Raw genomic sequence first — 12,215 nt, forward strand, 5'->3', positions numbered from 1 at the left:
TCGCGCTGCGGCTGCCCGGCGCCCGCCCCCTGCCTCCGATGCCCGCGGACGCCGCGCTCGCCCTGATCGGCGGGCAGGTCGCCGCCCGCGCGGCCGACCTGCTCCCGCCGGACTGATCGGGGTGTGCGCACGACCGGCCGTCCTCAGACCGACGCGGGCTGCGCGGCGGGGGCGGCCGGTTCCTCGTCCACCACCGCGCCGGTGAACTGGGAACGGTAGAGCCGGTGGTACGCGCCGTGGGCGGCGAGCAACTGCTCGTGGGTGCCCTGCTCGACGATCCGACCGTTCTCCATCATGAGGATCAGGTCGGCGTCGCGGATGGTGGAGAGCCGGTGCGCGATGACGAAGCTGGTCCGGTCCGAGCGCAGCGCGGCCATCGCCCGTTGCAGCAGCACCTCGGTGCGGGTGTCCACCGAACTGGTGGCCTCGTCGAGGATCAGCAGCGACGGCTCGGCGAGGAACGCCCGTGCGATGGTGATGAGCTGCTTCTCGCCGGCGCTGACGTTGCTGCCCTCCTCGTCGATGACCGTGTCGTAGCCGTCGGGCAGGCTGCGCACGAACCGGTCCACGAAGGTGGCCTGGGCCGCGGCGAGGATCTCCTCCTCGGTCGCGTCCGGCCGCCCGTAGGCGATGTTGTCCCGGATGGTCCCGCCGAACAGCCAGGTGTCCTGGAGCACCATGCCGATCCGGCCGCGCAGGTCGTCGCGGCGCATCGTGGTGATGTCCACCCCGTCGAGGGTGATCCGGCCGGCGTCCAGCTCGTAGAACCGCATCACCAGGTTGACCAGGGTGGTCTTGCCGGCGCCGGTCGGGCCGACGATGGCCACCGTGTGCCCCGGCTCGGCGACCAGCGACAGGTCGTCGATCAGCGGCTTGTCCGGCTCGTACCGGAACGAGACGTGCTCGAACTCGACCCGACCGTGCGGGTCGGTGACCCGGGCCGGCTCGACCGGGTCGGGGGTCTGCTCGTCCGCGTCGAGCACCGCGAAGACCCGCTCGGCCGAGGCCACCCCGGACTGGAGCAGGTTGGCCATCGAGGCGAGTTGGGTGAGCGGCTGGGTGAACTGGCGGGAGTACTGGATGAACGCCTGCACGTCGCCGAGGCTCATCGTGCCGGAGGCCACCCGCAGCCCGCCGACCACGGCGATCGCCACGTAGCTCAGGTTCCCGATGAACATCATCGACGGCATGATGATCCCGGAGATGAACTGCGCGCCGAAGCTGGCCCGGAACAGCTCCTCGTTCTTGGCGTGGAACGCGGCCTCGACCTCGCGCTGCCGGCCGAAGACCTTCACCAGCTCATGGCCGGTGTACGCCTCCTCGATCTGGCCGTTCAACTCCCCGGTGTGTGTCCACTGTGCGATGAACTGCTTCTGCGAGCGCTTGGCGATGCGTTGGGTGACCAGCACCGACAACGGCACCGCGACCAGGGCCACCACTGCCAGCACCGGCGAGATCCAGAACATCACGGCCAGCACGCCGACGACGGTCAGCAGCGAGGTGAGCAGCTGGCTGAGGGTCTGCTGGAGGCTGGTGGAGATGTTGTCGATGTCGTTGGTGACCCGGCTCAGCAACTCGCCGCGCGGCTGCCTGTCGAAGTAGGGCAGCGGCAGCCGGTTGAGCTTCTCCTCCACCTCGGCGCGCAGTCGCAGCACGGTGCGCTGAACCACCCCGTTGAGCAGCCAGCCCTGCCACCAGGACAGCACGCTCGCCGCCAGGTAGAGCCCGAGCGCCAGCAGCAGCACCCGGCTCAGGGCGGTGAAGTCGATGCCCACCCCGGGCACCACGTCCATCCGGGCCAGCATGTCGGCGAAGCTGTCGTTGCCGCTGGCCCGGGCCGCCGCGACGGCCTGCTCGGCGGTGGTGCCGGCGGGCAGTTGCCGGCCGATCACCCCACTGAAGATCAGGTCGGTGGCGTGGCCGAGGATCTTCGGCCCGGCCACGCTGAACCCGACGCTCACCACGGCGAGGGTGATGATCGCGGCCAGGTGCAGCCGGTGCGAGCGCAGCCGGCCGAGCAGCCGCCGGGCCGACGGCCCGAAGTTCATCGACTTCTCGGCGGGCATCCCGGCGCCCATCCACGGCGGGCCGCCGCCCTGCCGGCCGGGCGGCAGCCGCTTCGGCGTTCGCGGGTCGCCGCCGGGTTGCTGGGGGGCTCCGCCGTCGGGCGTCCGCGCGTCGCCAGCCGGTTTCTGACTGGGTACGGCCGCACTGCGCGGCTCGTCACGCTCGCTCATGCCGCCACCTCCGTCGTCTGCTGCGAGGCCACGATCTCGGCGTACGTCGGGCAGGATTCCAACAACTCCGCGTGTCGTCCCACTCCGACGACCCCTCCGTTCTCCAGAACGATGATCTGGTCGGCGTCGATGATCGTGGAGACCCGCTGGGCCACGATCACCACCGCTGACTGCGCGGTGACCGGCCTCAGTGCCGCTCGCAGACGCGCGTCGGTGCCCAGGTCGAGCGCGGAGAACGAGTCGTCGAACAGGTAGATCTCCGGCTGCCGGACCAGGGCCCGGGCGATGGCCAGGCGCTGCCGCTGCCCACCGGAGACGGTGGTGCCGCCCTGCGCGATCGGGGCGTCCAGCCCGCCGGGCATCTGGGCCACGAAGTCCCGGGCCTGGGCGATCTCCAACGCCGTCCACAGCTCCTCGTCGGTGGCGTCCGGGTTGCCGTAGCGCAGGTTGCTGGCGACCGTGCCGGTGAACAGGTACGGCCGCTGCGGCACCAACCCGATGCGCCGCCACAGCTCGTCCGGCTCAAGCTCCCGTACGTCCACCCCGTCGACCAGCACCGCGCCGTCGGTGACGTCAACCAGGCGGGGGATGAGTGACAGCAGTGTCGTCTTGCCGGCGCCGGTGCTGCCGATGATCGCAGTGGTGGTGCCCGGGGTCGCCCGGAAGGAGATGTCGCGCAGCACCGGCTCCACCGCTCCCGGGTACTGGAAGCGCACCCCGCGCAGCTCCAGCTCCGCCCGGGTGGGCAGCTCGGTGACCGGCGCGGCGGCCGGGACCACCGAGGAGTCGGTGTCCAGCACCTCGACGATCCGCTCGGCGCAGACTGCGGCCCGGGGCACCATCATCAGCATGAAGGTGGCCATCATGACCGCCATCAGGATCTGCATCAGGTACTGCAGGAACGCGGTGAGCGCGCCGACCTGGATCGCGCCGGCGTCCACCCGCTGCGCGCCGAACCAGAGCACCGCCACGCTGGAGACGTTCAGCACCAGCATGACCACGGGGAAGATCAACGCCAGCAACCGACCGGTACGCAACGCGGTGGCGGTCAGATCGGCGTTGGCGACGCCGAAGCGCTCCGTCTCGTACGGCTCGCGGACGAACGCGCGGACCACCCGGATGCCGGTGATCTGCTCCCGCAGCACCCGGTTCACCGTGTCGATCCGGGTCTGCATGAGCCGGAAACCGGGCACCATCCGCCGGATGATCGCGCCGAGCGCGATGGCCAGCACCGGCACGCTGACCAGCATCAGCCAGGAGAGCCCGACGTCCTCGCGCAGTGCCATGAACACGCCGCCGACGCTCATGATCGGTGCGGCGACCAGCATCGTGCAGCTCATCAGCACGAGCATCTGCACCTGCTGCACGTCGTTGGTGTTGCGGGTGATCAGCGACGGCGCCCCGAACCGGGCCACCTCGCGGGCGGAAAAGCGGTTGACGTGCCCGAACAGTTCGGCGCGGACGTCGCGGCCGAAGCCCATGGCGACCCGGGCGCCCAGGTAGACGGCGGCGATCGAGCAGACGATCTGGATCAGACTGACCAGCAGCATCCAGCCGCCGGTGCGCACGATGTAGTCGGTGTCGCCCCGGGCCACGCCCTGGTCGATGATGTCCGCGTTGAGGCTGGGCAGGTAGAGCGAGGCCATGGTGCCCACGAACTGGAGCAGCACCACCGCCAGCAGCGGTCTCTGGTACGTGCGCAGTTGACCGCGCAACAGTCGGATCAGCATGACGGTTCCTCCGCGTCGGTGGGTCGTCCGGTCCGCGGGTCGTGGCCGCCACCGATGACTTCGAGTAGGAACTCCCGGATCACCTGGGCCTTCGCCGGATCGGCGTCGACCGAGGTGAGCGGGCGTCCGGAGTGCATGAGAGCGCCGAGGGCCGCCGCCCGCTCCCGGCCGGCGGGGGTGAGGGCGAGTCGGATGCTGCGCCGGTCGCTGTCGTCGCGCTGCCGCTCGACCAGACCGTCGCGCTCGAGCGTGTCGACGATGCCGGTGAGGGTCGCCGGCCGGACGAACCCCTTCTCGGCGACCGCCCGGTGTGGCAGCTCGCCGTGTCGGGCGAGCGTCATCAGGGTGATCATGCCGGCCTGGGTGAGGCCGTGCTCCTCGGCGAGGTAGCGGTTCCACCGCTGCCCGACGAGGTGCCCGGCCACCACCAGCAGCCGGCCGAGCGGCACGTCCTGGAGGGTCACGAGTTCCACGACAAGCAGGTTAGCCCCCTGATAGTCAGGGACCAAACGAATTTGCCGCAGCGACGGCCTTCCCCCTGTTGATCATGAAGTTATTGCCGCGACACGCCGACGCGGGAGGCAACAACTTCATGATCAACGGTGGGGGTGGGGTTACCAGCTGGTGGGGAGGGGCATTCCTTCGGTGAAGCCGGCGGCGCTCTGCACGCCGACGATCGCCCGCTCGTGGAACTGGGTCAGGTCCCGTGCGCCGGCGTAGGTGAAGGCGCTGCGTACCCCCGCGATGATCTCGTCGATCAGATCCTCGACACCGGGGCGGGCCGGGTCCAGGTGCATCCGGGCCGAGGAGATGCCCTCCTCGAAGACCGCCTTGCGGGCCCGGTCGTACGGGCTGTCGTCGGCGGTCCGGGCGCTGACCGCCCGAGCCGACGCCATCCCGAAACTCTCCTTGTACCGCCGGCCGTCCGCGTCGGTGTACAGGTCACCGGGGGACTCGTAGGTGCCGGCGAACCAGGAGCCGATCATCACGTTCGACGCGCCGGCGGCGAGCGCGAGCGCCACGTCCCGGGGGTGCCGCACCCCACCGTCGGCCCACACGTGCCGGCCCAGTTGGCGGGCGGCGGCCGCGCAGTCGAGCACGGCGGAGAACTGCGGTCGACCCACGCCGGTCATCATCCGGGTGGTGCACATCGCGCCGGGCCCGACGCCGACCTTGATGATGTCCGCTCCCGCCTCCACCAGGTCCCGTACGCCCTCGGCGGTGACCACGTTGCCGGCCGCCACCGGCACCCCCGGATCCAGCTTGCGGACCGCCTGAAGTGCGGAGATCATCCGTGCCTGGTGGCCGTGCGCGGTGTCCACCACCAACGTGTCCACCCCCGCCGCCAGCAGCGCCTCGGCCTTGCCGGTCACGTCACCGTTGATCCCGACGGCCGCCGCGATCCGGAGCCGACCCCGGTCGTCCACTGCCGGCGTGTAGAGGGTGGCCCGCAACGCGCCCTGCCGAGTCAGCACCCCGACCAGCCGACCCTCGGTATCCACCACCGGGGCGAGTCGACGACGGCCCGCCGAGAGCAGATCGAACCCGGTACGCGGATCCGCGTCCGCCGGAACGGTGTGCAGCTCGGTGGACATCACGTGACGCAGTTGAGCGAACCGGTCCACGCCCGTGGTGTCCGCCTCGGTGACCACACCCATCGGCCGGCCGGCGTCGTCGACAACGATCACCGCACCGTGCGAGCGCTTGGGCAGCAGGTGGATGGCGTCGCCCACGGTGTCAGTCGGGCCCAGCGTGATCGGCGTGTCGTAGACCAGGTGGCGCTGCTTGACCCAGGCGACGACGTTTGCCACCACCTCGATCGGAATGTCCTGCGGGATCACCGCGATGGCACCCCGGCGGGCGACCGTCTCCGCCATTCGCCGTCCGGCGACCGCTGTCATGTTCGACACCACCAGCGGAATGGTGGTGCCGGTGCCGTCGCCGGTGGAGAGGTCGACGTCGAGTCGGGAGCCCAGGTCGGAGTGGGCCGGCGCCATGAAGACGTCGGTATAGGTCAGGTCGTGCGCGGGGGCCGCGCCGTGAAGGAACCGCACCCGGCAATCATTCCCGCTCGCGGTCGGTTCCACCGCCGGTGGTAGTGGAAAACACTCGCACCCCGCCCAGGCGGCGTCGCCCGTCCAGGCTCCGTCAGCCCAGCAGCAGTGCCACGGCGAGCCCGGCCATCACCACGGCGATGACCACGTCCAGCACCCGCCACGCGCCGGCACGGGCGAGCAGCGGGGCGAGGCGCTGCGCGCCGACGCCGAGCGCGGTGAACCAGACCACACTGGCCAGGACGGCGCCGGCACCGAAGACCCACCGGTGTGGGTGTTGCTGGGCCACGCCGCCGAGGAGCAGGACGGTGTCCAGGTAGACGTGGGGGTTCAGGTAGGTGAAGGCGGCGCAGGCGAGCAGGGTCGTCCCCAGCGTGGCCGGCGGTCGCTCGGTGGGCAGCAGAGCGCCGGGGTGCAGGGCGCGGCGGGCGGCGAGCCCCGCGTAGCAGAGCAGGAAGGCTGCACCGCCCCAGCGGATCGCCGTGAGGAGGCCCGGTCGGCCGGTCACCAGCGAACCGACCCCGGCCACCCCCGCCATGATCAGCAGCGCGTCCGACGCGGCGCAGGTCAGCACCACGGGTACGACGTGCTCGCGACGCAGGCCCTGGCGCAGGACGAAGGCGTTCTGGGCGCCGATGGCGACGATGAGCGCGATGGAGATCGAGAAGCCGGCGACGGCGGAGGTGAGCACAGACTCGACGCTAGGGCTGCCGGCAGGAACCAGTCCAACTAAAGATTCTGACGCAACTTAAGCTCAGCTGATGCAAGGTCTGGACTCGGCGCAGCTGCGGACGTTCGCGGCGGTGGTGGCGGAGGGCAGCTTCGACGCGGCGGCCCGGCTGCTGCACGTCACGCCGTCGGCGGTGAGCCAACGGATCAAGGCGTTGGAGGAGGCTGTGGGCCAGGTGCTGGTCCGCCGCGCCCGACCGTGCGTGGCGACCGACGCCGGCCGCCCGCTGCTGCGCCTGGCCGGCCAGCTCATGCTGCTCGAACGGGAGGCGCTGGCCGATGCCCGCGGCCCGCTGGCCGGCGGTGGCCGGATCCGGGTCGCCGTGGTGGTCAACGCGGACTCGCTGGCCACCTGGTTCCCCGCCGCGCTGGCCCGGTTGCCGCAACGGGCCGGTGTCTCGTTCGACCTGCGGCAGGACGATCAGGACCACACCGCCGAACTGCTCCGCGACGGTTCGGTGACGGCGGCGGTCACCGCCCAGCGGGAGGCCGTGCAGGGCTGCCGGGTGCTGCGGCTCGGGGCCGTGCGTTACCGAGCGCTGGCCACACCGGATTTCGTGGCGTCCCACTTCGCCGGAGGACTCACCGCCGCCGCGCTGGCGAGCGCGCCGCTGGTCGTCTTCGACCGGAAGGACCGGGTGCAGCACCGCTTCATCCGGGCGGTGGCCGGTCGGCCGATCGACCCGCCGGTGCACTACGTGCCGTCGGTGCCGGCGTTCAGCGCGGCGATCCGGCTCGGTCTGGGCTGGGGCCTGGTGCCGGAACAGATCGCCCAGGCCGACCTGGCCTCCGGTCACTGTGTCGACCTCGCGCCGGGCCGACACCTGGACGTCCCGCTGTACTGGCAGCACTGGCGGCTGGAGTCGGAGGTGCTGAACGCCCTGACCGCCGCCGTCCGCGCGGTCGCCGCGGAGAACCTCCGCTGACCGCTGACCGGTCGCGACGGCCCGCCCGCCCGGCGGGGCGCGCCCTCCGGAACCGCTCAGGCGATGGTGCAGATCGGGGCGCCGGCGGCGATCACGGCACCGACCTCGGCGCTGAGACCGCTCACAGTGCCCGCCTTGTGCGCGTGCAGCGGCTGCTCCATCTTCATCGCCTCCAGCACCACGACCAGGTCGCCCTCGGCCACGGTGTCGCCGTCCGCCACCGCGATCTTGACGATGGTGCCCTGCATCGGGGAGGTGAGCGCGTCGCCGCCGACCGGGGCGCCGGCCTTGGCCCCGCCGCCGCGCCGGGTCGGCTTGCGGGAGGCGGGAGCCACTGTGGTCGTACTCCCGCCGAAGCCGGCGGGAAGGCTGACCTCGATGCGCTTGCCACCCACCTCGACCACGACGGTGTCGCGTTCGGCCGGCGCGTCGGCGGCGCCGGCGGTGGCGGTGAACGGCGGCACGGTGTTGTCGAACTCCGTCTCGATCCACCGGGTGTGCACGGTGAACGGCTCGGCGGTGAACGCCTCGTCCCGCACCACCAGGCGGTGGAACGGCAGCGCGGTGGCCATCCCGTCGAGGACCATCTCGTCCAGGGCGCGGCGGGCGCGCTCCAGCGCCTCGGTGCGCGTCTCACCGACGATGATCACCTTGGCGAGGAGCGAGTCGAAGTTGCCGCCGATCACGTCGCCGGCCGAGATGCCGGTGTCGACCCGCACACCCGGCCCGCTGGGCAGGCGCAGCGCGGTGACCGTCCCCGGGGCGGGCAGGAAGTTGCGGCCCGGGTCCTCGCCGTTGATCCGGAACTCGATCGCGTGCCCGCGCGGCGTCGGGTCCTCGGTGATCCGCAGCTTCTCGCCGTCGGCGATCCGGAACTGCTCGCGGACCAGGTCGATGCCGGCGGTCTCCTCGGTGACCGGGTGCTCGACCTGGAGTCGCGTGTTGACCTCCAGGAAGGAGATCGTGCCGTCCTTGCCGACCAGGTACTCCACCGTGCCGGCGCCGTGGTAGCCGGCCTCGCGGCAGATCGCCTTGGCGCTCTCGTGGATCTGCGCGCGCTGGGCGTCGGTGAGGAACGGCGCGGGCGCCTCCTCGACCAGCTTCTGGTGGCGGCGCTGCAACGAGCAGTCCCGGGTGCCCACCACGATCACGTTGCCGTGCTGGTCGGCGAGGACCTGCGCCTCGACGTGCCGTGGCTGGTCCAGGTACCGCTCGACGAAGCACTCGCCCCGACCGAACGCCGCGACCGCCTCCCGGGTGGCCGACTCGAACAGCTGCGGGATCTCCTCCATCGTGCGGGCGACCTTGAGGCCGCGCCCACCGCCGCCGAAGGCGGCCTTGATGGCCACCGGCAGGCCGTGGTCGACGGCGAACGCCATCACCTCGTCCGGGCTGCCGACCGGGTCCGGGGTGCCGGGGACCAGCGGCGCGCCGGCCCGCTGGGCGATGTGCCGGGCGGTGACCTTGTCACCCAGGTCGCGGATCGCCTGCGGGGTGGGGCCGATCCAGGTCAGCCCGGCGTCGATGACGGCCTGGGCGAAGTCGGCGTTCTCACTGAGGAAGCCATAACCCGGGTGTACGGCGTCGGCGCCGGCCCGAGCGGCGACGTCGAGCAGTTTGTCGATGCGCAGGTACGTGTCGGTCGCGCTGTCCCCGCCGAGCGCGTACGCCTCGTCCGCGAGGGTGGCGTGCAGGGCGTCGCGGTCGGAGTCGGCGTACACGGCGACGCTGCCCAGGCCGGCGTCGCGGCACGCGCGGATCACCCGGACGGCGATCTCGCCGCGGTTGGCGATGAGTACCTTGCGCACCTTCGTGGCTCCTCCCGGGCAGGTTACTGACGGGGAGTGTATCGGCCACCCCCGGCGGCCCTAACGATCGCTCAGTGTGGGATGCCGCACTGCACCCACCACTGCTTAGTCAAACTTGGCTATTACGCTTATCGGGTGTCTTCGACTCGGATGATGATTCTCGGTCTGGTGCGGTGGATGCAGCCCGTGCACGGCTACGACGTGCGGCGCGAGCTGCTGAGCTGGAGCGCCGACAAGTGGGCGAACGTGCAACCCGGGTCGATCTATCACGCCCTGCGCAAGCTCACCGAGGAAGGGCTGCTCCGCGCGGTCGCGACCGAGCAGGTCGGGGCCCGTCCGGCGCGCACCACGTACGAGGTGACAGCCAAGGGGGAGGACGAGTTCGAGACGCTGCTGCGCAACCTCTGGTGGAACTTCACCGAGCCGGTCGATCCTTTCACCGCAGCCTTTTCCTTCCTGCCCGCGATGCCCCGGTCCGAGGCGGCGGCGGCGCTGCGCAACCGGGCCAACCTGCTGCGGGCCGGCATCGATTCGATGCGCGCCTCGCTTCAGTCGGACTGGGTGCGCAACACCAAGCCGGTGCACGTCAGTTGGATGTTCGAGCTGTGGTCGGCGCGGGCGGATGCGGAGCTGAGCTGGTGTGAGCGCATCGCGGAGCGGATCGAGTCCGGCGTGTCGTACCTGCCTGCTGAACTGGCCAACGCCGAGGGCTGGTCGGGCCGGCGTGAGGGCGAGGAACGGATCGGCCGCGACGCGAAATAGTCAACGTTGACTAGGAAAGCTATATCGCGTTAGCCTGCTGTCGGCACAGCGGGGGAGTGCGCCGTCCGGCGTCGTCCCACTCGACGGCCGGCACGGCCGGCCTGACCGACCAGGAGCAGAAATGATCGAGACCAGGGGGCTGCGGAAGTCGTTCCGCTCCCGCGCGGGTCGAGAGACGAAGACGGTGGACGCCGTGCGGGGCGTCAACCTCCAGGTCGCCGAGGGCGAGATCTTCGGCTTCCTCGGCCCGAACGGCGCCGGCAAGACCACCACGCTGCGGATGCTCGCCACGCTGATCGAGCCGGACGGCGGCGAGGCCACCATCGCGGGCGCCGACCTGCGCAAGGACCCGGCCGAGGTGCGCCGCCGCATCGGTTACGTCCCGCAGGGCGGCAGCACCTGGGACGAGTCCACCGCCCGCGAAGAGCTGGTGCTGCACGCCCGGATGTACGGCATCGGCAAGACCGACGCGCAGCGGCGCGCCGCCCGCGCCCTCGATGCCTTCCAGCTCACCGAGTACGCCGACCGCAAGTGCAAGACCTACTCCGGCGGCCAGCGCCGCCGGGTGGAGATCGCCCTCGGCATCATCCACGAGCCGAAGATCGTCTTCCTGGACGAGCCGACCACCGGCCTCGACCCGCAGAGCCGCGCCCACATGTGGGACGAGATCCGGCGACTGCGCAGCGACGGGATGACCGTCTTCATCACCACGCACTACCTGGACGAGGCCGACGCCCTCTGCGACCGCATCGCGATCATGGACAACGGCGAGGTCGTCGCGGAGGGCACCCCGGCCGAACTCAAGCGGGAGATCGCCGGCGACGTGGTGCTCGTCGGCCTCGACCTGGCCGCCACCCCGCAGGCCGCGAAGGCGCTCGACGGCGAGCCGTACGTCAACAAGCTGGAGACCGCCGACGAGGGTGGCCTGCGCCTCTACGTCGACGAGGGCGCCACCGCCATTCCCCAGGTGCTGCGCCGACTCGACCACGCCGGGCTGGAGCTGCGCTCGATCGAGCTGCACCGGCCCAGCCTGGACGACGTCTTCCTCACCAAGACCGGCCGCTCGCTGCGCGAGTCCTGACCACCGGAGAGACGACTCATGAAATTCGCCCGCGACACGTGGCTGATCTTCCAGCGGCAGATTCAGCTCCTGCTGCGCAACCCGGTCTGGGTCTTCGTCGGCGTGTTCCAGCCGGTGATGTACCTGCTGCTCTTCGCCCCGCTGCTCAAGCCGGCCCTGAACGCGCCCACCCAGGCCGCCGCCTACAAGATCTTCGTGCCGGGTCTGCTGGTGCTGCTGGCCATCTTCGGTGGCCTTTTCCAGGGCTTCGGCCTGATCGCCGAGCTGCGCGCCGGCGTCATCGAACGGTCCCGGGTCACCCCGATCAGCCGGCTCGCCCTGCTGCTCGGCCGCTCGCTGCGCGACGTGGTCTCGCTCATCGTGCAGGCGGTCATCATCACCCTGCTGGCGCTCCTGTTCGACCTGCGGGTCTACATCGGTGACCTGCTGCTGGCGTACCTCATGCTCGCCCTCATCGCGCTCATGACCTCGTCCGTCTCGTACGGCGTCGCACTCAAGGTAAAGAGCGAGGACGCGCTGGCCCCACTGATGAACACCGTGGCGCAGCCGGTGCTGCTGCTCTCCGGCATCCTGCTCCCGCTGACCTTCGCGCCGGGGTGGTTGCAGGGCATCGCCGACTGGAACCCGTTCTCCTGGGCGGTCGACGGCACCCGCGCGCTCTTCGCCGGCGACCTGAGCAACGACAAGGTCTGGCAGGGCCTCACCATCACGGCGGTCCTCGCCGCGCTGGGGGTCTTCTGGGCCGCCCGCCAGTTCGCCCGCAGCGTCCGCTGACCGTCCCCCTGCGCGCGAGTTCCTGAAAATCGGGGTGTCCCTTGCTGGGGGACACCCCGATTTCCACGTTCGGTGGCTGCCGGTTCGGCGGCCCGGCCGTCAGCGCCTGCCCTG

The 12,215-nt window shown here is 71.1% G+C and carries 10 protein-coding genes; 4 read left to right on the forward strand and 6 right to left on the reverse strand.

Features of this window, described 5'->3' with window-relative positions; all coding sequences use genetic code 11:
• Positions 1 to 143: 143 nt before the first annotated feature.
• The 5 genes from ABZU52_RS17240 to ABZU52_RS17260 form a co-directional block, all read right to left on the reverse strand.
• Positions 144 to 2,078 (reverse strand): ABC transporter ATP-binding protein, encoded by a 1,935-nt coding sequence (locus ABZU52_RS17240; protein WP_354972041.1) that lies wholly within the window; start codon positions 2,076 to 2,078, stop codon positions 144 to 146.
• Positions 2,079 to 2,233: 155 nt separating this feature from the next.
• On the reverse strand, positions 2,234 to 3,967 hold the full coding sequence (locus tag ABZU52_RS17245; RefSeq protein WP_354971996.1) for an ABC transporter ATP-binding protein: 1,734 nt from the start codon (positions 3,965 to 3,967) through the stop codon (positions 2,234 to 2,236).
• On the reverse strand, positions 3,961 to 4,440 hold the full coding sequence (locus ABZU52_RS17250) for a MarR family transcriptional regulator (protein ID WP_354971997.1): 480 nt from the start codon (positions 4,438 to 4,440) through the stop codon (positions 3,961 to 3,963). Before ABZU52_RS17250 ends, ABZU52_RS17245 begins: the two co-directional genes overlap by 7 nt.
• A 141-nt stretch (positions 4,441 to 4,581) precedes the next feature.
• The gene (locus ABZU52_RS17255) at positions 4,582 to 6,021 is read right to left on the reverse strand and encodes a GuaB1 family IMP dehydrogenase-related protein (RefSeq protein ID WP_354971998.1); all 1,440 of its coding nucleotides are present in this window, start codon (positions 6,019 to 6,021) and stop codon (positions 4,582 to 4,584) included.
• Between the two features lie 94 nt (positions 6,022 to 6,115).
• Positions 6,116 to 6,712 carry a LysE/ArgO family amino acid transporter gene (locus ABZU52_RS17260; RefSeq protein ID WP_354971999.1) on the reverse strand — a complete coding sequence of 199 codons (597 nt, stop codon included), beginning with the start codon at positions 6,710 to 6,712 and terminating at the stop codon, positions 6,116 to 6,118.
• A gap of 70 nt (positions 6,713 to 6,782) precedes the next feature.
• Between ABZU52_RS17260 and ABZU52_RS17265 the strand changes: the two genes are divergently transcribed.
• A complete protein-coding gene (locus ABZU52_RS17265; protein ID WP_354972000.1) occupies positions 6,783 to 7,676 on the forward strand; it encodes a LysR family transcriptional regulator ArgP in 894 nt (297 codons plus the stop codon).
• Between the two features lie 56 nt (positions 7,677 to 7,732).
• Here the strand turns inward: ABZU52_RS17265 and ABZU52_RS17270 are convergent, their stop codons facing one another.
• The gene (locus tag ABZU52_RS17270; RefSeq protein WP_354972001.1) at positions 7,733 to 9,484 is read right to left on the reverse strand and encodes a biotin carboxylase N-terminal domain-containing protein; all 1,752 of its coding nucleotides are present in this window, start codon (positions 9,482 to 9,484) and stop codon (positions 7,733 to 7,735) included.
• Positions 9,485 to 9,634: 150 nt separating this feature from the next.
• Here ABZU52_RS17270 and ABZU52_RS17275 point away from each other — a divergent pair, with 150 nt between their 5' ends.
• The 3 genes from ABZU52_RS17275 to ABZU52_RS17285 all read left to right on the forward strand — a co-directional run bounded on the left by ABZU52_RS17275 (position 9,635) and on the right by ABZU52_RS17285 (position 12,101).
• Positions 9,635 to 10,246 (forward strand): PadR family transcriptional regulator, encoded by a 612-nt coding sequence (locus ABZU52_RS17275; RefSeq protein ID WP_354972042.1) that lies wholly within the window; start codon positions 9,635 to 9,637, stop codon positions 10,244 to 10,246.
• A 121-nt stretch (positions 10,247 to 10,367) separates the two neighbouring features.
• A complete protein-coding gene (locus ABZU52_RS17280) occupies positions 10,368 to 11,327 on the forward strand; it encodes an ATP-binding cassette domain-containing protein (RefSeq protein WP_354972002.1) in 960 nt (319 codons plus the stop codon).
• Positions 11,328 to 11,345: 18 nt separating this feature from the next.
• A complete protein-coding gene (locus ABZU52_RS17285) occupies positions 11,346 to 12,101 on the forward strand; it encodes an ABC transporter permease (protein WP_354972003.1) in 756 nt (251 codons plus the stop codon).
• Positions 12,102 to 12,215 lie beyond the last annotated feature (114 nt).

Source organism: Micromonospora sp. NPDC005220 (assembly GCF_040607895.1).
Taxonomy (GTDB): domain Bacteria; phylum Actinomycetota; class Actinomycetes; order Mycobacteriales; family Micromonosporaceae; genus Micromonospora.

Bases quoted from the DNA above. Each gene is read 5' to 3' on its own strand.
- ABZU52_RS17240 (WP_354972041.1), bottom strand. From the start codon at position 2,078: ATGGGCGCCGGGATGCCCGCCGAGAAGTCGATGAACTTCGGGCCGTCG.
- ABZU52_RS17280 (WP_354972002.1), top strand. From the start codon at position 10,368: ATGATCGAGACCAGGGGGCTGCGGAAGTCGTTCCGCTCCCGCGCGGGT.
- ABZU52_RS17245 (WP_354971996.1), bottom strand. From the start codon at position 3,967: ATGCTGATCCGACTGTTGCGCGGTCAACTGCGCACGTACCAGAGACCG.
- ABZU52_RS17285 (WP_354972003.1), top strand. From the start codon at position 11,346: ATGAAATTCGCCCGCGACACGTGGCTGATCTTCCAGCGGCAGATTCAG.
- ABZU52_RS17265 (WP_354972000.1), top strand. From the start codon at position 6,783: ATGCAAGGTCTGGACTCGGCGCAGCTGCGGACGTTCGCGGCGGTGGTG.
- ABZU52_RS17275 (WP_354972042.1), top strand. From the start codon at position 9,635: ATGATGATTCTCGGTCTGGTGCGGTGGATGCAGCCCGTGCACGGCTAC.